General features: G+C 31.5%; 22 protein-coding genes. 8 read left to right on the top strand and 14 right to left on the bottom strand.

The features are described 5' to 3' along the window. Positions 1-132: 132 nt before the first annotated feature. Together RMO70_RS03020 and RMO70_RS03015 are read left to right on the top strand one after the other, a co-directional pair. Positions 133-471, top strand: coding sequence for a hypothetical protein (locus RMO70_RS03020; protein ID WP_310554946.1), 339 nt, complete (start codon positions 133-135; stop codon positions 469-471). A gap of 3 nt (positions 472-474) precedes the next feature. Beyond that, complete coding sequence (locus RMO70_RS03015; RefSeq protein ID WP_310554945.1) at positions 475-699, top strand: helix-turn-helix transcriptional regulator; 225 nt, start codon at positions 475-477, stop codon at positions 697-699. A gap of 163 nt (positions 700-862) precedes the next feature. Here RMO70_RS03015 and RMO70_RS03010 read toward each other — a convergent pair whose 3' ends face one another. The 5 genes from RMO70_RS03010 to RMO70_RS02990 form a co-directional block, all read right to left on the bottom strand. Continuing rightward, complete coding sequence (locus RMO70_RS03010; protein ID WP_310554944.1) at positions 863-1,510, bottom strand: alpha/beta hydrolase-fold protein; 648 nt, start codon at positions 1,508-1,510, stop codon at positions 863-865. 58 nt (positions 1,511-1,568) lie between these two features. Then, positions 1,569-1,892, bottom strand: a complete 324-nt coding sequence (locus tag RMO70_RS03005) for a hypothetical protein (RefSeq protein WP_310554943.1) — start codon at positions 1,890-1,892, stop codon at positions 1,569-1,571. 13 nt (positions 1,893-1,905) lie between these two features. Next, complete coding sequence (locus RMO70_RS03000; RefSeq protein ID WP_310554942.1) at positions 1,906-3,159, bottom strand: dihydroorotase; 1,254 nt, start codon at positions 3,157-3,159, stop codon at positions 1,906-1,908. Then, positions 3,156-5,084 (bottom strand): BatA and WFA domain-containing protein, encoded by a 1,929-nt coding sequence (locus RMO70_RS02995; RefSeq protein WP_310554941.1) that lies wholly within the window; start codon positions 5,082-5,084, stop codon positions 3,156-3,158. Before RMO70_RS02995 ends, RMO70_RS03000 begins: the two co-directional genes overlap by 4 nt. A gap of 114 nt (positions 5,085-5,198) precedes the next feature. Further along, positions 5,199-6,545: a DEAD/DEAH box helicase gene (locus RMO70_RS02990; RefSeq protein WP_310554940.1), complete on the bottom strand. Its 1,347-nt coding sequence runs from the start codon at positions 6,543-6,545 to the stop codon at positions 5,199-5,201. Positions 6,546-6,685: 140 nt separating this feature from the next. On the opposite strand from RMO70_RS02990, the gene RMO70_RS02985 reads away from it, so the two are divergent. Together RMO70_RS02985 and RMO70_RS02980 are read left to right on the top strand one after the other, a co-directional pair. After that, positions 6,686-10,399 carry a PAS domain-containing protein gene (locus RMO70_RS02985; RefSeq protein WP_310554939.1) on the top strand — a complete coding sequence of 1,238 codons (3,714 nt, stop codon included), beginning with the start codon at positions 6,686-6,688 and terminating at the stop codon, positions 10,397-10,399. Then, a complete protein-coding gene (locus RMO70_RS02980) occupies positions 10,396-10,776 on the top strand; it encodes a response regulator (protein WP_310554938.1) in 381 nt (126 codons plus the stop codon). The genes RMO70_RS02985 and RMO70_RS02980 overlap by 4 nt, the downstream gene beginning before the upstream one ends. A gap of 50 nt (positions 10,777-10,826) precedes the next feature. Here RMO70_RS02980 and dnaN read toward each other — a convergent pair whose 3' ends face one another. The 6 genes from dnaN to RMO70_RS02950 form a co-directional block, all read right to left on the bottom strand. Next, entirely contained in the window at positions 10,827-11,945 is a 1,119-nt protein-coding gene (gene dnaN / locus RMO70_RS02975) for a DNA polymerase III subunit beta (protein ID WP_310554948.1), read from the bottom strand. 100 nt (positions 11,946-12,045) lie between these two features. Then, positions 12,046-13,722: a gliding motility-associated ABC transporter substrate-binding protein GldG gene (gene gldG / locus RMO70_RS02970; protein ID WP_310554937.1), complete on the bottom strand. Its 1,677-nt coding sequence runs from the start codon at positions 13,720-13,722 to the stop codon at positions 12,046-12,048. Further along, positions 13,722-14,453, bottom strand: coding sequence for a gliding motility-associated ABC transporter permease subunit GldF (gene gldF, locus RMO70_RS02965; RefSeq protein ID WP_310554936.1), 732 nt, complete (start codon positions 14,451-14,453; stop codon positions 13,722-13,724). The genes gldG and gldF overlap by 1 nt, the downstream gene beginning before the upstream one ends. 14 nt (positions 14,454-14,467) lie before the next feature. Continuing rightward, positions 14,468-14,857, bottom strand: coding sequence for a hypothetical protein (locus tag RMO70_RS02960; protein ID WP_310554935.1), 390 nt, complete (start codon positions 14,855-14,857; stop codon positions 14,468-14,470). A gap of 51 nt (positions 14,858-14,908) precedes the next feature. Further along, positions 14,909-15,205, bottom strand: coding sequence for an antibiotic biosynthesis monooxygenase family protein (locus tag RMO70_RS02955; protein ID WP_310554934.1), 297 nt, complete (start codon positions 15,203-15,205; stop codon positions 14,909-14,911). Between the two features lie 52 nt (positions 15,206-15,257). Continuing rightward, positions 15,258-16,085 (bottom strand): SAM-dependent chlorinase/fluorinase, encoded by an 828-nt coding sequence (locus RMO70_RS02950; RefSeq protein WP_310554947.1) that lies wholly within the window; start codon positions 16,083-16,085, stop codon positions 15,258-15,260. A gap of 96 nt (positions 16,086-16,181) precedes the next feature. On the opposite strand from RMO70_RS02950, the gene RMO70_RS02945 reads away from it, so the two are divergent. The 3 genes from RMO70_RS02945 (at position 16,182) to RMO70_RS02935 (ending at position 20,213) form a co-directional block, all read left to right on the top strand. Next, positions 16,182-17,132, top strand: coding sequence for a PhoH family protein (locus tag RMO70_RS02945; protein WP_310554933.1), 951 nt, complete (start codon positions 16,182-16,184; stop codon positions 17,130-17,132). A gap of 582 nt (positions 17,133-17,714) precedes the next feature. Beyond that, positions 17,715-19,151: an alpha-amylase gene (locus RMO70_RS02940; RefSeq protein WP_310554932.1), complete on the top strand. Its 1,437-nt coding sequence runs from the start codon at positions 17,715-17,717 to the stop codon at positions 19,149-19,151. 114 nt (positions 19,152-19,265) lie between these two features. Beyond that, the gene (locus RMO70_RS02935) at positions 19,266-20,213 is read left to right on the top strand and encodes a phosphoribosylaminoimidazolesuccinocarboxamide synthase (RefSeq protein WP_310554931.1); all 948 of its coding nucleotides are present in this window, start codon (positions 19,266-19,268) and stop codon (positions 20,211-20,213) included. Positions 20,214-20,330: 117 nt separating this feature from the next. On the opposite strand, the gene RMO70_RS02930 is transcribed toward RMO70_RS02935, so the two are convergent. The 3 genes from RMO70_RS02930 to RMO70_RS02920 all read right to left on the bottom strand — a co-directional run bounded on the left by RMO70_RS02930 (position 20,331) and on the right by RMO70_RS02920 (position 22,649). Further along, entirely contained in the window at positions 20,331-20,873 is a 543-nt protein-coding gene (locus tag RMO70_RS02930; protein ID WP_310554930.1) for an SRPBCC family protein, read from the bottom strand. A gap of 4 nt (positions 20,874-20,877) precedes the next feature. Then, on the bottom strand, positions 20,878-21,345 hold the full coding sequence (locus tag RMO70_RS02925) for a DUF1801 domain-containing protein (protein ID WP_310554929.1): 468 nt from the start codon (positions 21,343-21,345) through the stop codon (positions 20,878-20,880). Between the two features lie 215 nt (positions 21,346-21,560). Continuing rightward, the gene (locus RMO70_RS02920) at positions 21,561-22,649 is read right to left on the bottom strand and encodes a M42 family metallopeptidase (RefSeq protein ID WP_310554928.1); all 1,089 of its coding nucleotides are present in this window, start codon (positions 22,647-22,649) and stop codon (positions 21,561-21,563) included. An 83-nt stretch (positions 22,650-22,732) separates the two neighbouring features. Between RMO70_RS02920 and RMO70_RS02915 the strand changes: the two genes are divergently transcribed. Continuing rightward, a complete protein-coding gene (locus RMO70_RS02915) occupies positions 22,733-23,422 on the top strand; it encodes a DUF4294 domain-containing protein (RefSeq protein ID WP_310554927.1) in 690 nt (229 codons plus the stop codon). The last annotated feature ends 402 nt before the right edge of the window (positions 23,423-23,824 follow it).

Below are 23,824 nucleotides of genomic sequence, written 5' to 3'. Positions count from 1 at the left end.
TTATCAAATTACCTATTGTTTCGTGAAAAGGACTAATAAAATTTATTTTTTTGTAAATTTGAACTACACTATAAAATAATAATGCTTGAAATATTACAATAGAGACTATGAAGAAAAGCAAATTACACCGTTTTGGTTTTCTTCATAGTCTCTATTGTAATATTTCAAGCATTATTATTTTATAGTGTAGTTCAAATTTACAAAAAAATAAATTTTATTAGTCCTTTTCACGAAACAATAGGTAATTTGATAAAAAAAATGAGTTTATTTTCTTTATTTATTGGCGTTTTAAGCAAAATAGCGGTGGTTTTTTCGGAAAAATTTATCAATCAAGAAATCAATTTTCCTCATTTAAATGAATATATTGGATTAGGAGATGCTTTCTTATTTTTCGCAGGAATATTATATTTTATTCATAAGCTTTTTACAAAAGGTATTGAATTACAAAACGAAAATGAATTAACAATATAAATTATGGCGATAGTAGTAAATTTAGATGTAATGATGGCCAAACGAAAAATTTCTCTAAATGAACTTTCAGTAAGAGTCGATTTAACATTGTCAAACCTTTCCATTTTAAAAACTGGAAAAGCCAAAGCCATACGTTTTAGTACACTCGACTCTATCTGTAAAGCATTAAATTGTCAACCTGGAGATATTTTGGAATATGTTAGTGATGTTGATGAAACAATTGTTTGATAACTTTAATTTCCTTAATTAATTTAAGTTGCTAGTCATTAAGCAACAAATAAATTTAAACCAACCATAAAAGTAATATTAAGGTTCTAACTTGCACTAATTTTCACTACCAATACTAGGTCATTGATTATGATTCAATAAAAAAATTCACTAGCAACTTGAATTAATTATTATCATTCTCCAACCATTTCTTAAAATCAAAAAAGTTAGTAGGTGATATTCCGTGACCTATTGGGTATTCCTTATACACATTCTCAATTCCTAAATTATCGAGCATTGGTTTTGCTTTTCGAGCCCAATCCACTGGGACAACTTGATCTACAGTGCCGTGAGAAGCAAATAATTGCAAATTAGAGAAATCATTCTTTTCATAACCTTCTTTTGCAATTTCTGTATTGAAATAACCACTCATAGCAACTATTCGCTGGACTTTTTCTGGATAAGATAGTCCAACAGCATAACTCAAAATGCAACCTTGACTAAAACCAATTAATGTAATATTATTAGCATCAATAGGATAATTTGCAATCAATTCATCAATAAATTCGGCAATCAAATCTCTGGATTCTCTGGCTTGATTCAAATCTGAAAACTTATTTTCATCGGCATCAAAATCAATTGCATACCAAGCGTAGCTTCCATATTGCATATTGTATGGCGCGCGTGCCGAAATCACATAATATTCTTCGGGTAATTCTGAAGCAAAAGAAAACAAATCTTCTTCGTTGCTACCATAACCGTGAAGCAATAACAATAATGGATTTTTATTAAGTTTTACTTTTGGCTCTCGAACTAGGTGGTGGAGTTTCATTTTGATTTAGGAATTATGATTTGGGATTTAGAAATTATGATTTGTGAACTGACCAATCCTAAATGTTTTTAAACAATTTCTGGAAAAATTCGCCAACTATTGGAACTAGTTTTTGTTCGCCTTGAATGGCACCTACAAAACCGTAAACCCATAATATAAATATGAAAAGATAAAATCCTGATGAAACGCCCCAATTGTCAAAATAGCTAACAAAATAACCTAATGCAAACCAAGAAAGAAAAATTCCTAATGATTGTCTGATATGAAAGGAAGCAAAAGGATTCTTACTTTCATTGTTCATAAAAATTGCGATAACTGCCCCTATAATGGTTAAATAGGCAATAATAGCTGTTTGTTTTCCTTGTTCAATATTATTTTCCATAATTTTTGTTTATTTAAGATAAAATCAATTTTCCTTGATTGTAAATTCCGTATACTTTTCCTTTTAAGTTTTGTCCTAAAAAAGCACTGTTTTTTGATTTAGAAAGTATATTATTTTCTGTAAATGTGTAATTTCCTTCTGGATTAAACAAAGTGATGTTGGCTTTTTGACCTTCATCTAAAGTTTCATTTTCTATATTGAAAACTGTTTTTCCTGATGTTAGCTTTTCGATAATAATTTCAATAGGAAGAATGGTTTGCAAAGCTCCAAAAGCACTTTCTAACCCAATGGTTCCATTTTTAGCCAAATCAAATTCTATTTTTTTGTGTTCAATATCTATAGGATTATGGTCTGATGTGATGCAATCAATAGTATGGTCAAGAACTCCAGCAATTAACGCTTTTCTATCTTCTTCCTTACGTAGTGGTGGTAAAACTTTGAATCGAGTATCAAAACTTTCGATGGTTTTGTCCATTAAAATCAAATTGTGAATTGCAACACTACATGTCACGTGTAAACCTTTTGTTTTGGCTTCTTTTATTAATTGAACCGATTTTGCTGTTGAAATGGTTGGAATATGTAATTTTCCGCCTGTATATTCGAGTATAAAAAGATTTCTAGCAATAATTAATTCTTCTGCAAGAGACGGAATTCCTTTCAAACCCAACATTGTCGATACAATTCCTTCGTGAACCAATCCTTTTCCTTTTATGGTATTGTCTTGGCAAAAAGCTATCACTATTCCGTTGAAATCTTGAGTGTATTGCAAACTTATTTTAAGCAAATTGGCATTGTCTAAACTTTTATTATAATCTCCAAAAGCAATTGCTCCAGCATTTTTCATATCAAAGAGTTCAGCTAATTCCGTCCCTTCACTATTTTTGGTTAACGCACCTATTGGGAAAAGTTCGGTTGCAAAATCCTTTGCTTTTTGTTTTACAAAATTAATTTGCGATTGATTGTCTAAAATAGGGAAGGAGTTGGGTTGTAAAGCGATACCTGTAAATCCTGATTTTGCTGCTACTTGCAATCCGTTTGAAATGGTTTCTCGATCTTCAAAGCCTGGCTCGCCAAGCGAAACACTGGTGTCAAACCAACCTTGAGAAATGTGTAGGTTTTCTAATTGAAGTTCTTCCAAATTATCTTTATTATCTATACTTAAATTTATTTTTTCAATCAAACCATTATTGATTTTAATATCGACAACTTGGTTGTGAAACAGACTTTTAGGATCAATAATTCGGGCAGCTCTTATAATTAGATTCATTTTACAAATTTTTGTATCAATATTTCTAGAAGAATAAATAATAGTGTAAAAATAAGAAACCATTTCCAAACTTGGTTATCGGTTCTGTTTATTTGTATGGTGTCAAAAAACGATTCTATGCTCGGAACGATATTCAAATCGTCTAGTGTTTCATCACTTGGCGGAGTTACATTGCTTTCTTTTCTATCAAAATTAAAGCTGATATTTTCGATAGCTTTATTATTCTGAATAACTTCAAAATTACCGGCTTGACTTGGATTATCCCCACAAGTTACTTTGACTTTATCGTTCATTATTTGTTGTGACGGAATAAATTCTTCTGAAGCATTTTTTATGGAAACTATTTCATTAGTATTCAGTTGAGCCGAAATTAAAATTGAGTTAGAATTACCAATGGTTTCAGCTTTCACCCCATTTTTATCATCGTTCAATCCCATTTTATAAAAAGTAGGAACAATGAGTGGCGAATTCTGGAAATTACTATTTGTTTTATTTAGGGGTGCCGAAAACACAAATAAGTTCCCTACTTGTTTGTGTACTGAAGTTAAAAAAGCACTCTGGTCATCGTAGCTTATTGCTTGTGAATAGTTACTTTTTACACTAAATGATTGTAATACATTTGGATATTGAAAATTGGTAATTTTATTTTCAAAAACATTAGAGAATAATGGGTTTGAGAAATTAATCTTCGTAATTTTCTTTTCTTGCGATTGAAAATTTGAAAATTGAATACCTCCAAAAGTATTTAGAAATGCATTCAAATTAGATATCTCATTTTTTTCTGAAGGAATTAATATTACATTTCCACCTTTTTCGATAAATGATTTCAAATTGGTTTGCAATGCCACTGGAATATTATCAAGTTCATTTAAAATAATGGCATCTTGCTTGTTGAGCTGACTGTAATCTAAAGTTGCAATACTAAAATTGGAATAATTAAATTCAGGTTTTGTGTAAATTCTGGATAAAAAATTGCTTTTTTCGGTAGTGCCAATACTTAAAATTGAAGTTATTTTTGGTTTTGATATGGTAAAATACATTATATTATCAAATGCCAAACTACTATCGTTGATACTTACAGAGCCGTGAAAATCTTTTTTAGGAATCGTAAAATTGAGGGTTTCTTTGTTCTTTTTTAGATTGAGAATGGTTTTAGCAATCAACTCTTTTCCATTGTAAACAGAAACAGGAATTGCTTGGACTTCCTGAGAATTTGATGAAAATTGAACAGCTATTTCATAAAAATCATCTAGAGTTTGCAACATATAAACACTATCAATAGCAATGTTTTTGAGTTGTTCTGCTTTTGAAATAATGAAATAGGTTTTATCGTTTTCTTTACTATTTTTCAAATGATTTTTGTTCATTCCAATAGCATCTGTAATCACAACAATATCTTTGTTTACAAATGTTTTGCGAGATTTTATTTTGGTTAATGCCGTCTCTAATGAAAAAGGAATAGGACTGTATTTAAGATTTTGCAAGTCTTTTTCAATGACATTAATATTGGTGTTCCAATAACTTTCGTCATTAGTAACCACAGAAAAAGTGGTGTTCTGAGGTGCAAATTCCAATACATCTTGTACAGCACGTTTCATTAGTTCGCCTTTTTGACCTTTGGCTTGCATACTATAGGAATTGTCGAGAACTACAAACAATTCATTATTGCTATTCTCTGTGTCCTTGGCTTTAAAAAAAGGCTGAGCAAAGGCAAAAATTAAAAATGCTAACAGTAATAATCTTGTAGCAAGTAGCAACCATTTTTTGATTTTAGAGCTTTTTCTAGTTTGAATAGAAAGTTCCTTTAAGAATTTAACATTCGTAAAAAACTCTTTTTTAAATTTGCGTAGTTGAAATAAATGTACCAGAATTGGAATAACCAATAAAAATAAAAAATATAGAATTTCTGGATGTTTGAATTGCATTTATTTGTAAAGATTTTTCAAAAATAGTAATCAATTGCGAATTTACAATTAATTTCTTTATTTTTTTAAACCATTAAGGAATTAAGAAAAATTAAGTTTTTTGGAGACTAATCACTATTTCTTCTTTTTCTTCGCTGCTCTTGTTTTTAAAATATTTCTATTGACAGAAGTTCCTGTTTTTTTCTTAGTTTTTGATGGACCTCCCAAATTAACTTTTTTGTTTTTCTCTGACTTTTCGTGGTGCGATGAGCCTCCGTCTAAGGTCACTTTTTTCATTAAGAATTTAACGACTTCTTTTTCTTTTTCTGGACCAATTAGAAGTTTAGAAATTTCAACTTCTGAAGGCAATTCCAGAATTTCAAGCTCTTTGCCCATTAAAACTTCGGCTGCAAATTTAATTTCTTCTTCACGTGGAGCAATGAAACTGATGGCAATTCCACTAGCATCGGCACGACCAGTTCGACCAATTCTGTGAATGTATTGTTCTGGTAATTCTGGTGCTTCAAAATTAATTACGTGTGTAATGTTTGAAATGTCCAATCCACGAGCCATAATATCGGTAGTAATTAAACCACGTAATTCGCCTTCTTGAAAAGTGGCCATTGTGGTCAATCGGTAATTTTGTGATTTGTTGGAGTGAATCACGCCAAATTGATCTGGAAAATCAGTATCGATTCTCTCGTGAAGCATATCGGCAATTTTCTTATTGTTTACAAAAACAAGAATGCGTGACATTCCTTCATTAGTACGCAACAAATGTTTTAATAAGTTGGTTTTGGTATTGAAATTAGGAACATTATACGACAGTTGTTCTATTTTTTCTAACGGTGTTCCAGATTGTGCCAAGGAAACTTCTTCAGGAAAATCGAAATAATCATTCAAAATAGCATCGACTTCATCAGTCATTGTGGCGGAAAACAGGATGTTTTGACGCTTGTTACGGAGCATTGCTAGTATGGATGTAATTTGAGTTCTGAAACCTAGATTTAGCATTTCGTCAAACTCATCGATAACTAATTTTTGCGTATCGTCAAAACGAATTACAGCATCAAGTGCTAAATCCATTACACGTCCAGGTGTTCCAACTAGAATATCTACACCTTCGTAAACTTGTTTTTTTTGTGTATTGATGTTCACACCACCATAAATCCCAAGTGTGTTGACGGACATGTATTTTGTCAATTTTTCTACTTCTTCGACCACCTGAACCACAAGTTCACGAGTAGGAACCAGAATTACAATTTTTGGGGTGTTCGTGTTGGTAAATTTATATTGTTTGAGCAATGGCAATAGGTATGCAAAAGTTTTGCCAGTACCTGTTTGTGCAATGCCCATCATATCACGACCAGACATAATCACTGAAAAAGATTTTTCTTGAATAGGTGTTGGTGTTGTAAGTTGTAAATCGTCTAAAGCTTTTTGAATAGATTTTGGAAGATTGAATTGCTCGAAAGTTGCCATTTTATATAAATTTGAGCAAAGGTATTCTTTAATGTTAATAAATAGATATAAATTATATTCGTTATTTTAATCTTTTTAATTTTAAACCAAAAATAATTGTATATTAGTGAGTTGTTAATTTAAGGATTTGAATTATAATTATGAAAGAAAATTACTTAAAACAAGACTTTTACAATTATCTAAAGCAGAATGATGCTTTATTTGATGATGTTGTTTCCTCTACTAAAAAATATTTTTTTGTTTGGGATTATGAGAATCAAAATCATCTTTGGATTTCAAATACAATATGGAAAAAACTAGGTTTTAAAGAAGAAAATCCAGATAACGATTTATTATTATGGAAATCTAGAGTTAATCTTATGCTTACTCCAAAGCATAATTTTGCTTTAGCATTAGATGATGATATTCCTAAACTAAATATTGAATTTAAAAATAGTAATGGAGAAAAAATAAACACTTCAATTAATCTTTATCCACAAAGAAATTCTGAAAAGAAAGTAATAAGACTCATCGGTATTTTAGATAATAATTGGAACAATTTATCATTGAATTATTCGGTTAATCAATTTGAGATTTTGATTGACTTATACAAATCATCTTTTAAAAATTTTGAAACTGTTGATAAACTTTATAGTGAAATTACCAAAGCAATTTGCAAAGGACTTACTATCACCAGAGCAGGAATTTGGAAATTTGAAAGCGATAAATTGGTTTGTAAAAATCTATACGATTCTATTTCAAATAATTTCACAGACAATACAGCCTTATTTAAAACAGATATTCCAAAATATCTTGAAGCACTTAAAGAAGGTATTGCCATTGTTGCTGATGATGCGGAACAAAACAAATTAACAGCTGAACTTGCTCAAACATACTTAAAACCTCTCAATATAAAAAGCATATTGGATATTCCAATTCGAGAAAAAGGAGTTTTAACAGGCACTTTATGTTGTGAGAAAATTGATTCTATAAAAAACTGGTCTGATAACGACATCTCTTTTGCCAGATCAATTGCTGATATTTTTTCATTATTTATTGAAGAAAATGAGAGAAGAATTGTAGAAAATGATTTACATGAGAATAATGAACGATTTGACTTTATTTCAGACAATATCACAGATGGAATTTTTATTGTAGAAGACGAAGAAATGGTATATGCATCGAAACCATATCTAAATATGATAGGATTAACTATTGAAGAAAAAAGAATTCAACGTAAAGGGAATGTGTTGCATCTTTTACATCCAGATGATGTGGAAAGAATTGATAAAGTAATTAATTTGGCAATAGAAAACAAAGAATCCTTTGTGAAATTTGTATTTAGATGTAAGAAGTCAAATGGTGACTATTTTTGGAGAGAGGATATAATGAATTTATATTATAACATTTCTAACATCAAGTTAAGAACAGTAACAATTACTAGAGATATTACTGCCGAAAAAAATGCAGAAATCGAAAGAAATCAGAGGCAAAAACAAATTGATTTACAAAATAAACTACTAGTAAAACTGTATTCTAATAAATCTGAATTGTCTATCAACAAAAAAATAGATTTGATTACAAAAATTGCTCTTGAGGGATTAAATATTGATAGATCTAATTATTGGGTAGTAGAAGGTGACACCTTAGTTTGTAAAAACCTAATCGATATTACCCAAAAGGACACCCTAAAAAATCAAGTGCTTAATATAAGAGATTTACCTAAGTATTTTGAAGCAATGAATACTCAAATTGCTCTAATAGCGGATGATGTAATGACTAATGAGTTTACATCTGAATTGATAGAGAATTATTTGAAACCTCTAGGAATTACAGATATGTTAGATATTCCTGTACGAGAAAATGGAGTAGTTCACGGTGTTTTATGTTTTGAACATCGAGATGATCCTAGAGTTTGGTCAGAAAATGATATTACTTTTGCTCGTTCATTAGCAGATTTTTTGAGCTTATCTCTTGAAGAAGAAAGACGAAAAAAAGTCGAAAGAAGATTGGTTGTTGAACAAGAAATGTTAAAATTTATTTCAGAAAATACTTCCGATGGAATAGTAATTATTGAGGATAAAAAAATCTCGTATGCCTCACCAGTTTTCCTAAAAATGTCAGGTTATACCGAAGAGTTTTTAAAAAATCTTACCCGTGAAGAAATATATGGTTTGATTCATCCTGATGATTACGAAATAGTTTCAAAAGAGATTTTAAATAATTTAGAAAGTAGGATTGAAACATTTTTTTATCAGTATAGATTTAGATGTGTAGACAACAAATACTATTGGAGAGAAGATTCAACCAATGTTATATATAACGAAGACGGAACTTATTCAAAATATATCTTGATTTCTCGTGATGTTTCTGAAAGAAAAAAGATAATGGACAAACTAATCGAAAATGAGCAGCAACTGCGTTTAATTACTGAGAATTCATCGGATGGTTTTCTGATACTCGAAAATCATAAAATACAATATGTATCTCCTTCTTATTGTATGGCATTTGGCTACGATTACAGCGAAGTTATTGGTAACAACTCGGATCAAATTTTTGAAAGAATACACCCTGAGGACAGACAACGTGTTAGAGATCAGATAAATTTTTATTTAAGAAATAAGGCAGCTTCATTCAAATTTGAATTTAGACTACTTGCTAATGATGGGAATTATTATTGGAGAGAAGATATTAGTAATGTCATTTATGACGATAATCAAAAAATAGGTGAGTATTCAAAATACATTATAAGTTCAAGAGATATAAATGCCAGAAAAATAATTGAAAGCAAGCTATCAGAAAGTGAAGAAAAATTACGAATTATTTCTGAAAACACAACAGATGGTATTTATATTATAGAAGATAGTGCTATAACATATATGTCTCCAACTTGTTATGAATTACTCAAGCATACAAGAAAGGATGGTGCTAATTTTACTATAGATGATATGTTTAATAATATACATCCAGAGGATAGGGAAGTAATAAGGAGTCATATATATGATTGCCTAACAACTAAAAAAGAAGCTTTTAAATATGAACTCCGTGTTAAAGATGCCAATCAACAATTCAATTGGCGTGAGGACTCTGTGAATGTGATTTATCACGAGGATGGGCGGTATTCTAAATACATTGTTGTAACAAGAGATATTTCTATACGGAAAGAAGTTGAAAAAGAAAAAAATAAATTGTATAGAATTACCGAAAAACAAAACCAGAAACTAATTAATTTCACCCATATAGTTTCTCACGATATTCGTTCTCATACCAGTAATTTATCGATGCTATTAGATTTGTTTTCAGATAAAAATAATGTTGAAGATCAAGAACAGTATTTTCAAATGATGAAAGAAAGTACAAATAAACTTTCAGATACTATTTACTATCTTAATGAAACAGTAGCCATACAAAATGGAGTTAACACCAATACTAAATCCTTAAATTTAAAAGAAGAGATTGAAAAATCAATACAAGGTATTAATGCGTTTATAAAAACAAACCAAACCAGTATAAAAATCAATGTTGATCCAATTATTACAATTGATGTAACACCATCTTATTTTGAAAGTATTATATTTAACTTATTGACAAATGCTATTAAATACAAATCCAAAACACGAAGTTCAGAAATATATATAAATGCTGTAAAATTAGAGGAAGAGGTGAAACTAACCATTCAAGACAATGGAATAGGAATTGATTTGAGCAGGAATAAAGACAAAATATTCGGAATGTATAAAACGTTTCACGGTAACGAGGATGCTATTGGGCTGGGATTATTTATGGTTAAAAACCATATAGAATCAATGGGAGGCAGAATAGATGTGGAGAGTCAGGTCGATAAGGGTACAACTTTTAATTTGTATTTTATATGAAAAAAATTAACTTAACCTACATAATTGATGATGATAAAATTTTCACATTTGTGTTAAAAAAAATTATTGAAAAAAATGAAAATTTTATGCAAGTTATCGATTTTAAAAATGGGGAAGATGTTATTGATATATTAACCAATCAAACAAATAAGCCAGATATTATTCTGCTAGATTTAAATATGCCAGTTATTGATGGATGGCAATTTCTAGAAAAAATAGAAAATTTACCAGATAAAAAAGAATATAATATTTTTATAATGTCTTCCTCAATTGATATAATGGATATTGAAAAATCTAAAAAATATTCAACGGTTAAAGATTTTATTTCAAAACCCATAAATGAAGCAAAATTGAATAAAATTTTTGAAAGTATTTAAAACTAAAAAATCGCTCAATGAGCGATTTTTTGTATATAAAAAGCTATGTATTAGCTATTCAACATTACTGGCATAACTAACATAGTAACAGTTTCTCCTTCGTCAAGTCCATCCGCAGGAGTTAGAATTCCAGCTCGATTTGGCATTGACATTTCAAGCATAATCATATCCGATTGTAAGTTACCTAACATTTCTAGTAAAAAACGAGAATTAAATCCTATTTGCATATCATCTCCTTGATAATCGCAAGTCAAACGTTCTTCCGCTTTGTTAGAATAATCAATATCTTCGGCAGAAATATTCAACTCTGTTCCAGCAATTTTAAGCCTAATTTGATGTGTTGTTTTGTTTGAGAAAATAGCCACACGTCGCACAGAACTTAAAAATTGGGTTCTGTCAATCATCAGTTTATTTGGATTTTCTTTAGGGATAACGGCTTCATAATTTGGATATTTTCCATCAATCAATCTGCAAGTTAAGATGTAGTTATCGAAAGAAAATGTAGCATTCGAGTCGTTGTATTCAATAGTTACTTCTTCGTTTGAAGTAGCAAGGATTCCTTTCAAAATTGTTAAAGGTTTTCTTGGCATAATAAAATCAGCGACTTGCGAAGCTTTTACATCAGTACGAGAATATTTAACTAGTTTGTGAGCATCAGTAGCCACAAAAATTAAACCTTCTGGCGAAAATTGGAAAAACACACCTGACATTACAGGACGCAAATCATCATTTCCAGCGGCAAAAATTGTTTTACTCACAGCTGTCGATAAAACTTCAGCTGGGACTACAGTTTTTGATGGTTCTTCTAGGTTTACTGATTTTGGAAATTCTTCGCCTGGAGCATACGCTAAAGCATATTTTCCAGATTGTGAGCTTATTTCTATAGTGCTATTTTCTTCAACAGTAAATGTTAGCGGTTGTTCTGGAAATGTTTTTAATATTTCTAATAATAGTTTTGCTGGAACGGCAACACTTCCTTCACTTTTTGAATCTATTGTAAGGGAAGCTGACATTGTGGTTTCTAAATCTGAAGCAGAAACTAACAATTCGTTTTTCTTCAATTCAAATAAAAAATTATCTAAAATAGGTAACGTATTACTATTGTTAATAACGCTTCCTAAAACTTGCAATTGTTTTAGTAAATAGGAACTTGATACTATAAACTTCATCATTTTTTTGTTTAATTATTAATTTTACCCTTAACGTAAAATTTTATATGTTGCAAATATATCGTAAACTAATGGGTTTTTAAAACATTTTTATCAACAACTACCGACCAAATTGCCTTTTTCTTAAATATAATACTGTAATACCAAAAAAGAGTAACAATAATAAGGGTAATCCAACAGTAATACATTGCGTGAAAGTGTAATTTTCATAAACTTTTTCTTTGTCTAGCAATGGTAAATCGACTTCTTTGCTTCGAATGTTGATAAGTCCGTTTTCGTCGAGCAAATAATTCACACAATTCAACAAAAATTCTTTGTTGGCATAGACTTGATTGGTCCATTTATCAAATCCAAGTTCTAATGGTTCGCCTTTTTCGTCCAATTGGTTTTTTATGATATCGCCATCAGAAACTACAATCATTTTTGTTTTTTTGCCCTTAATTTTAAATGATTTGTCTTCAAAAGGCAATACTCTATTTTCATATACTGACGAAAAGTTTCCTTCCAGCAAAACACTCATTGGAATATTTCCAGGAATGTATTCTTTAGCATTTGGTTTTTCGTTTACTATTTTCAAGTCAATTTCTACAGGCGTTCCCACTTTTTTAGAATTTGGTGACGATTGTAGTAAAATGGTTTTTTTGATTCCGTTTTTAAGTGTGTCAATTCCATTTCCAAAATCTAGTTTGACACCATCAATATTGTTCACAATGGGGTGTTTGCTATTTGGAAATATATAAGGAGCATAATACCACGGATATTTTTCATACTGGGTCTCATTTCCTTTTTGACCTGAAGCTAATGCTATTGGTGCGCAATAAATGTCTTTGATAAGGTTTGAATTTATTCTGAAACCATATTTAAAAAATAGATCATTCAAACCCAAATCAACCGGAAAAGCAAAGCTCGAACCAGTTTTATTTAAATCACTCATTTCGATAGCCACAGCATCAATAAGCCAAAGGGTTTTTCCACCATTGATGATGAATTGATCTAAAACTTGTTTTTCTTGATCGGTAAAAGCCTCTTTTGGTTTGGCAATTATGACTAAATCGAAGTTTTTTAATGCCAAAGCTATTTTAACAGGTTCGACTGAAGTGGAATCTAATGGGAAAGCAGCTAAAAAATAATTTTCGCCAATAGATTTAAGAAAGTCTGCTTTAAAGATATCAGGCAATTCATTTTTACCTTTTATTATAGCAATTTTTTTCTTTTTTGGTGTGGTTATTTTCTGAAAAGCATTCGTGAAAGCATATTCTAAATGTTGTACGGAGCTAATGATTTTTTGTTCAGTCGAAGCACCGATTTTGTTTTTTAGCAAAGGTAATTTGGTGCTTTTATCTTTGTAGGTAGCGATTGCCCAAGGGAAAACAGTTTCTTGCGATTGTTTTCCTTTGTCATCAACTGTTATTTTTACAGGAGTTAAACCTCGTTGCAGAAAGGATTCCATAATTTTATCAGCTTCCTCTGGATTTTCTAACGGATTGACAAACTGGTAAATAATGTTTGGATTGTAGGCTTTGAATTCTTCTAGAATTTGTTTGGTTTCGTTTTGCAATCGTTTGAATTCAGCAGGAAAATTCCCCTCCAAAAAGACATCTATATACAAAGGTTCTTTGGCATTTTTTACAATTTGCAATGACGTTTTTGACAAAGTGTATCGTTTGTCATGCGTTAAATCAAACCTATAGAATAAGAAATTGCCAACGATATTTGCGGTAATTAATCCAACAATGGTTAAGATTAAATTTTTACTATTTTTTGATAAAAACCTCATTATAGTTTGTATGATTTTAATTTAAAAACGGTAATTGACAAAAATAAAGCAGTAATGCTTACAAAATAAAATACGTCCCGAGTGTCAATCACGCCACGACTCATACTTTTATAATGATAATCCATTCCAAAAGAAGCAACTGTATCTCCAAAACTACCAAAAATCGAACTGGTTGCAATGCCTTGAAAGCCAAAGTAAAATAAGAAACAGAGCAATACCGAAACAATAAATGCCACAATCTGATTGTCGGATAATGTGGAAGTAAAAATTCCTATTGCAGTATAAGAAGCCATCAAAAACAGCAGTCCAAAATAAGAACCTAAAGTGCTTCCTAAATCGATATTTCCTTCAGGTAAACCTAGATCATAAATCACTTTTACATAAACCAATGTTGGAATTATGGCTATTATTAAAAGTAAAAAAGCACCAAGAAATTTTCCGTTTACAATTTCCCAAAGCGATAATGGTTTTGTTAATAATAATTCCATTGTGCCTTGCTTTTTTTCGTCCGAAAAACTACGCATTGTAACAGCTGGAATTAAGAAAAGTAGAATCCAAGGAGCAATGGTGAAAAACGGAGTCATATCTGCAAAACCAGAATTCAAAATATTATAATTTCCTTCAAAAACCCATAAGAATAATCCACTAATAAGTAGAAAAATGGCAATGACTAAATAACCTATGGGCGAACCAAAAAAGGAACGAAATTCTTTAAATAATATGGCTTTCATTTGTGTTTATGTGTTTATTCGGTAATTTGTTTAGTTTTTTTGTTAAAAATAGATAAAGGTATTATTATAATGATAAAATAAAGAATACTAAAAACTATTCCAGTAAAAGGAGCAAGATTTCTTCCAGTATCATTTGAAACGTCTCTAATTAATCTACTTTGTTCTATTGTCCATTCTTCTTCAGTAAATAGTCCATTTTTATCTAGATCAAATGAATTCAATTCTTGTTTCAAATAATAACTCGTCGCAAAAGCTAGAATTACCATAGAAATATAAAAAATTACTGAACAGCACATTGCAATTTTAACATTTGAAAATGAAGTACAATAATACTTTCGGTTTATATAAACTAAAAGGAATAATAATAGGATATGAATGCTTAAGAATATAATTAATTTTGCCATAAAATTATACTTCGTAATTTTTAATTATCTTAGTGTTATCGTAATTCGTAATTATTCTAAAGAAACTAATTTGTTAACACTCCAAGCTTCTGGCTTATCATTAAATAACTTTTTGGTAAATGTCCAAACATCATAAAATAATTCCGAGTTTCTATAATTTTCTAAATCGGCTTCAGTTTCCCAATAACTGTAAGTAAAGAAAATGCATTTATTGTTTTTGTCTTGATACAATTCAAGAAAACGATTCCCGTGTGCATTTCGTATTTTTTCTTTCATTAATTCAAAATTTTCCAGAAAGGCAGGAATATTTTCTTCGTGAAAACTTAATTTTACTATTCTGACAAACATAAGATTTTAGATTTAAGAATCTTGATTAACGATTTCTGATTACGGATTACTGTCAACTGAACACTATATTTACTACATCTCTATATTTCAATCCCAACAACGATTTTGCAGATCCCACAGTTAACGGATTGCTTCTATAAATGGCTATTTCTAGAAATCCTGCTTCGTTAAAAAGGGCAAGTTTTTCACCTTCATAATCTTTTAAGGTATATTTTTCAGATACTTTAAAATCAGAATAGTTAGAATGTATTTTCTTGATGCTTTTAGTACCAAATTTAATTTCAAAAGAACGATTTTTACCTATATCAGCGAACATTTTTTTAGAAATATTGGTGACACAATTTCCGAAATGGTCAATGTAAACCACATAACCTTTAATACTATTGAAATCAGAAGCTACAACAGATTGTAACTCATTTACAATTTTAATCGATGAAATTTCTTTTCCAATAACACTTAAAGCTCCTCCTTTTGATAAGTGACAAGCCACTTTGACAAACACATCTAAATCAGTTGAATCAACTTGTAAACGATCGTGAATATTGATTTCGACCATTTTTTGAGGTACAATTTTTTGTGTCAAAATACTCAAAATACCATTATCAGCACATACAAAAAAATGGTCATTCCATTGTATGGCAATATGTTTGTTTTCGCTAGTTCGTTCGTAATCGACTCCTATTAAATGTACAGTACCTTTTGGGAAACAATTATAAGAGGTATTAATAATGTAGCTGGCTTCCGAAATATTGAACAAATCCACATAATGAGTAATGTCAATAATTTGAACATCGGAATATTCAGAAATTAATTTCCCTTTCAAAGCACCCACAAAGTAGTCTTTTAGTCCAAAATCAGTAGTTAGGGTAATTATTGACATCATTTTGTTTATAACTAATCGGGAATCGCTTCTTTAAATTTATTAAATTTGAGAGATGCAAAGCTAACTTTTTTTTTTAACTTAATCTTACCACATTTGAACGAGAGAACAATTGAATTACACGACATTGCTCCCAAAGAATTTTGGGGAGCACAAGATTCTCATTTAGAGACTATTAAAAGGTACTATCCAAAGCTAAAAATAGTAGCGCGAGGAACAACCTTAAAGGCTTTTGGCGAAAAAGGAGAGCTTGATGAGTTTGAAAAACGGTTTAACCGGCTTATGGTTCATTTTACACGATACAATAATATAGATGATAACGTTATCGACAGGGTTATTTTGAGTGATTCTCGTGAGGAACAAAAAATGGCAGACAGTGACAAGATTCTTGTGCACGGAATAGGAGGGAAATTGATTAAAGCAATGACGCCAAATCAACAACTATTAGTAGATAGCATCAATAAAAACGATATGGTTTTCGCAGTTGGACCAGCTGGAACAGGGAAAACCTATACGGGAGTTGCAATGGCGGTAAAGGCTTTGAAAGAAAAGCAAGTCAAGCGAATTGTACTTACTCGTCCAGCAGTAGAAGCAGGCGAAAATTTGGGTTTTCTTCCTGGCGATTTGAAAGAAAAACTCGATCCTTATATGCAACCGCTATACGATGCGTTGCGAGATATGTTGCCTCCACAAACCTTAGAAGACTATATACTCAAAGGAATTATACAGATTGCGCCGTTGGCATTTATGCGTGGTAGAACTTTAGACAATGCATTTGTAATTTTAGATGAAGCTCAAAACACGACCCATTCTCAAATGAAAATGTTTTTGACTCGAATGGGAAAAAACGCCAAATTTATGATAACTGGAGATCCAGGTCAAGTCGATTTGCCTCGAAGAACTATTTCAGGACTCAAAGAAGCCATTTTAGTTTTAAAAGATGTTGAGGGAATTGGTATTATATATCTAGATGATAAAGATATTGTTCGTCATCGTTTAGTCAAAAAGGTAATTGATGCTTACAAGCAGATTGAAAATAATGATTAGACGAAAAGGCTTGATTTTTACTCACTGCCTATATGTTTTATTTTAAAAATTAATTTTCAAAGATTATGGAAAAATGAATTAGGTTTATCTAAGAACTTTGTCACTAAAAAATAAGCTTAGCCTGATTTAAATCTAAAAATAATTTATAACCCGATAGCTCCATAGAAAAAGAGTCTGATAGATCAATTATTCGTACATATAGCTATGATTTGCTATAATAAAATGAAACGTCTTGACAAAATACATATAATCTATGTGCCTATGTGGTCAGAAAACAAAGTAAATTGAATTATATGCAATGGGTTTTTATAGTAATTTTTAAAACGACTTTTATAAGGTCGTTTTTTTTTTAATTTTTTAAATAATTTTCAAGGATAATGAAATTCATTTTTGTTGTAAAACTATAAGTGTATAATTTAAATCATATGCAATAGTTTTAATTTTTTAAAAACTTTTCAACACTACAACGTTTTCGTATCAAAGAAAACGTTGTAGTGCTTTTATGGTATTATTATTTTCATAAATTTATGATGCGAAAAATAGTTATTTCGCAAAAACTAACTAAACAAACCAATTTAAATTATGAAAAAACAAATTATGAATTTCGCAATTATTGCGAGTTTTGGAACTTTTTACTCCTGTAATAATGAAGGAGTTGATGAGAATGCTTCAATCGAAAGTCAGTCGAAAGTAATACAAATTACAAATCACGATGGAAGACCATTTAGCACAGGAGTTAACGCAACGCCTGCCGGAACTTTAGGTAAATATGTTGCCAACCCAGGTGGTGGTGTTATGATGCAGGCTTTTTATTGGGATTGCCCTGCTGGCGGTAATTGGTGGAATACAATTAATGGTAAAGTTACTGCATGGGGAAATGCAGGAATAGACGCAATATGGCTTCCGCCCGTATCAAAAGCGCAAAACGGACCTTTCTCTATGGGATATGATCCTACAGATTATTATGATTTTGGAAATTTTAATCAAAATGGTACAGTTGAAACTCGTTTTGGTTCTAAAACCGAATTGACTTCTTTGATTACAAAAGTGCATGCCGAGAATATGAAAGTATATGCTGATATTGTTATTAATCATAATAGTGGCGGTCAGTCTGAGGCTAATCCGTTTACGGGAACAAGCACTTATACAAACTTTGGTGGTGTTGCATCGGGAATGTTCAAAAGAAGCTACAATGATTTTTACAAAAACTCATTTGGCAATAACGATGAAGGCGCTTTTGGAGGTTTCCCAGACTTATGTCATGCCAATCCTTATGTGCAAGACTGGTTATACAAGCGTGCTGATGGTGTTGGTAAATATTACAAAAACACTATGAAATTTGATGGTTGGCGTTTTGATTATGTAAAAGGTTTTGGCGCATGGGTTGTCAAAGATTGGAATGCCAATGTCGGTGGATTTTCGGTTGGTGAAATTTGGGACGGTAATGCAGTTGTTCTTGAAAACTGGGCAAATGCTGCAAATAGTTCTGCTTTTGACTTTGCTACATATTATAAAATGGACGAAGCTTTTGATAATAATGATTTAAATAGATTAAGCGATGATATGCTTTGGAAACGCAATCCATACAAAGCAGTTACTTTTGTTTCAAATCACGATACTGATATTATCTGGAAAAAAATGTTAGCTTATGCTTATATTTTAACTCATGAGGGCTATCCAACTATTTTCTACAGAGATTATGAAGAGTGGTTAGATAAAGCCAAATTGAATAATTTAATCTGGATTCACAATAACAAAGCAACAGGAAACACATCAAATCTTTGGACAGATAATGACGAATATATCGCTAGAAGAAATGGTTATAATGGCAATCCTGGCTTGGTTGTATACATCAATAATTCGTCTACTTGGCAAGAAAGATGGATACAAACCAATTGGGCAAACACCAAAATAAAAGATTATACAGGCAACTCTACTTGGCAACCAACAACACAAGGTGATAAATGGGTGAAAATTCAATGTCCTCCTGGTGGCTATTCTATTTGGTCAACACTATAAAAAAATATTTTTTTTGGGGAAAAGCTGTCTATTTTGACAGCTTTTCCTTTTTATAAAACTATTTTCTTTGCCGTTTGTTCCAAACAAACTATTTTTGTCAAAACAACTACAATAATGAACACCATAACTACAACTCATTTCAATTTTCCAAATCAAAAAACAGTCTATCGAGGCAAAGTTCGAGAAGTTTATACCATTAATGAAGAACTTTTGGTAATGATTGCAACTGACAGACTTTCAGCTTTTGATGTGGTTTTGCCAAAAGGAATCCCATATAAAGGTCAAATTCTGAACCAGATTGCCACCAAGTTTATGGAACTCACACAAGACATTGTTCCAAATTGGCTAATTGCAACTCCAGATCCGAACGTAGCTGTTGGGCATTTATGCGAACCTTTTAAAGTTGAAATGGTAATTAGAGGATATCTTTCAGGACATGCTGCTCGTGAATATGCACTAGGAAAACGAACCATTTGTCGCGTACCAATGGTGGACGGTTTAAAAGAAAACGACAAATTCCCCACACCTATAATTACACCAACAACCAAAGCAGATAATGGTTCACACGATGAAGATATTTCTCGTGAAGAAATCCTAGCAAAAGAAATAGTTTCAGAAGCTGATTATTTGATTCTTGAAAAATATACTCGAGATTTATATCAACGGGGAACCGAAATTGCTGCTTCTCGCAATTTGATTTTAGTGGATACAAAATATGAATTTGGAAAAACCAAAGAAGGTAAAATTGTTTTAATTGATGAAATTCACACACCAGATTCATCTCGATATTTTTATAAAGAAGGATATCAAGAACGACAAGACAATAACGAAGAGCAAAAACAACTATCTAAAGAATTTGTGCGTCGTTGGTTAATCGAAAATGGTTTTCAAGGACAAGAAGGGCAACAAATTCCAGATATGTCTGAGGAATATATCAATTCAGTTTCGGAACGTTATATCGAGTTGTACGAAAATATTATGGGTGAAAAATTTGTAAAAGCCGATGTATCCAATATTAAGGAACGAATTGAAAAAAATGTACTTGCATTTTTGAAATCATAATGTATACAAAACGCCTCAATAATTTGAGGCGTTTTGTTATAATTTCTATACTCTTTACTACGAATTGCAAAAAATTGACATTATTATATTCGTGAAATTTGTGTTTAAAAAGGAGTGTTACTTTTGAGTTTCTAAAACTGTTTTCAAGTTTTTTAAACCAGCTTCAAATTCAGTACCCATCATAGTGTCATAATTGATAAATACCTGCATAAAGTTTAAGGGGTATTCATCTCTTCCATTGATCCCCCATATTACTTTTGTGCTAGTGCTATCAATAGCTTCGGTCGTGAAATAGGCATTGGCTACTCCTTCAAAAGGTTTTATGAAACGAAGTTCTACATCAATACGTTTTAGAGGATCAATTTTTTTTAGTTCTTGTTCACCTTTGCCTACTTCATCATTTCCGTCCCAAGTGGAAGTAGCTCCAATTTTTCCATCTTCTCCTTTGAAGGTAATAATTGATTTTGGATCTTTGTTAGTCCAAGTACTGAATTTTTGATGGTTTTTGAAATATTTTAAATACTCAAAAACCTCTGAAACAGTTCTGCTAACGGTGATTTCTCTTTCTACTGCATAGTCTTTTTTCATAAACAATGCGGATATAAAGGGTATGGCTGCTAAAATTAGCACTACTAAAAGAATTTTTTTTACAATTTTCATAATTTTAAGGTTTAGGTTTGTTTATAAATACGGTTTCATAACAATTTATCCACTCTGCAACGGATATTTTTTGTAGTAATTCAGCAATCAAGTCAAAAGGAATTGAATCTAGTTTTTTGAAACGGATACAACTTTTCCCCATATCTAATTTGTATTTGCAATGTTTAGCATATTCGGTAGTAAACCATTCCAGAAGTTTTGGATTGGCATATATTCCCATATGGTATAGTGCAATAAAGTTTTTTTGTGATGCAATAGCTACAAAGGGTAATGGTAATTTTGGATCGCAATGGTATCCGTTTGGGTAAATACTATGTGGAACCACATATCCTATCATTCCATAACTCATACACTCTTGAAAACCTTCTGGAATATTTTTTAAAATAGCAGATCGAAGGTTGTTAAAAGCTTGTTGCCTTTCTTCAGGGATTTCCTTTAAATAGTCAGTGACATTTTTTGCTTTTGATTGCATTTTTAACAATTGTTTAATCAAAGCTACAAAAAAAACCGAAATTTCAGTTTGAAATTTCGGTTTTTTTAGCCCTGATTGGAGTGGAAAGCCTTTTGAAGTGGAAAACCAATTTTTGTTTTTATAAAAAAGCGACCAAAGGAAGCTCTTTTTGTAAAATTACCAAAATGGTTTTCCACAAAAAAGCTTGAAACGAAAAGCAGGATTAGCTTCAAATACTATTTGAAATAAGAAAAATTATGATTGTTTTCTATTTTTAAAACGCTTTCGTAGATTAATTTTATTACGTTTTCAACATCGTCCCTGTGCACCATTTCGACTGTGGTGTGCATGTATCGGAGGGATAACGAGATTAGAGCTGATGCCACACCGCCATTGCTGTAGGCGAATGCATCGGTGTCTGTTCCTGTTACTCGTGATGTAGCATGACGTTGAAACGGAATTTTCTTTTCTTTGGCAGTGGCTACGATTAGTTCACGAAGTATGTTTTGAGTAGCAGGAGCATAGGCTATCACTGGTCCACCGCCCATTTTTAGGTCGCCTTCAATTTTTTTCTCAATCATTGGGGTTGAAGTATCGTGGCAAACATCGGTCACAATGGCAACATTGGGTTTGATGGTTTGGGTAATCATTTCGGCACCTCGAAGTCCTATTTCTTCTTGAACTGCATTCACAATGTACAATCCAAACGGTAATTTTTTCTTGTTTTCGTGAAGCAAACGAGCTACTTCGGCAATCATAAATCCACCCATTCTATTGTCAATGGCTCTACAAACAAACTTATTTTCATTCAAAATCATAAATTCGTCTGGATAGGTAATCACGCAACCCACGTGAACACCTAGTTTTTCAACTTCTTCCTTAGTAGAACAACCACAATCAATAAAAATATTGTGTTGTGTTGCAGGTTCTTCCTTTGCACGACTACGGGTATGTATGGCTGGCCAACCAAAAACACCTTTCACAATGCCGTTGTCGGTATGAATATTGACCCGTTTTGATGGCGCAATTTGATGGTCTGAACCACCATTTCGAATCACATATATCAATCCGTCGTCAGTTATATAGTTCACATACCACGAAATTTCGTCCGAATGCCCTTCAATAACCACTTTAAATTCAGCATCTGGATTTATAACTCCAACAGCTGTTCCATAAGTATCGGTAATAAACGTATCTACATAAGGTTTTAGGTATTCCATCCAAATTTTTTGACCACCAGATTCATATCCAGTAGGCGATGGGTTGTTTAGGTATTTTTCAAGAAAGTCCATTGAAGACTTTTTAAGTATTGTTTTCGTGCTCATAAAAAAATATTTTTTGCTAAATTATAAATTTGGTATAACAGTTGTTTAATAATTACATATTTTTGATAAAATTTTTTATAAATATGAAATACATACAACTCTTTATTGTTATTTTTTTAATTTCATTCGCAGCAAACTCCCAAGTTGTCAAAAAAGATACCATCGAAGTCGAAGCACCACTAGTAGGTACTGATACTATTAGCAATATGCCTATAGAGCTAGAAAACGTGCTAATTACCAACCGTCATTATATTAAATCCGAAGATGAAAGAAAACGCTACCTTATATTAAAGCGTCGTGTGCTCAAAGTGTATCCTTATGCAAAAACAGCTGCTGATAGACTAACGGCTCTGAATAATGGAATGAAAGGTTTAAAATCTGAAAGAGATAAAAAGAAGTTTTTCAAACTCGTTGAAAACTATCTCACCAATGAATTTGAAGGACAACTCAAGAAGTTGAGTCGAAAAGACGGGCAAATACTTGTCAAACTCATACACAGACAAACAGGAGCGTCAACATTCGACCTTATAAAAGAACTAAAAAGTGGCTGGAAAGCATTTTGGTCCAACAACACCGCACGATTATTCGATATAAACCTTAAAACCAAGTACCAGCCCTACACTGTCTCCGAAGACTTCATAATCGAAAGCATACTTTATAAAGCCTTCTCTGACGGTACATTAGTCAATCAACAATCTAAAGTCGAAATGAACTACGCAGATCTTGCCACCCAATGGCGAGAAAAAATAAAAGCCCTCAAAGCAGAAAAATAAAATTAAAGCATCATATAATATGGTGCTTTTTTTTATGGGCGTGCCCTATCGTCGTTCCTCCTCAGGTCGGGTTTTTCGTTACAAGTCCTCGCACTTCCTTTGTCAGGCTGTGGGCTTTTCACTTCAATCCCTCACGCGAGGGAGATTCTAACTACATTATTATAGTATTTCAATGTACTTTAATATCTTATATGGTTTAGAGAAACCCCGATTGCATCTTTGCATTTGATTTTTTAAATCGCTATCCTTTGCGTTCGAATATACAATACATATATAGAGTTAAAAAACTTTGTAGTATAACTTACGGAAAACCAAAGCGTTAAAAAAAAGATTTTGAGGTGTTCTTTTATTTACTTATTATAATGTCTTGATATAAAACCTTTTGAGTGTTCATCATTCTGT

The organism is Flavobacterium sp., from assembly GCF_031422135.1.
Taxonomy (GTDB): Bacteria; Bacteroidota; Bacteroidia; order Flavobacteriales; family Flavobacteriaceae; genus Flavobacterium.
The sequence above is the reverse complement of the archived record's forward strand: the minus strand, read 5'-3'. Positions and strand labels throughout refer to the sequence as shown.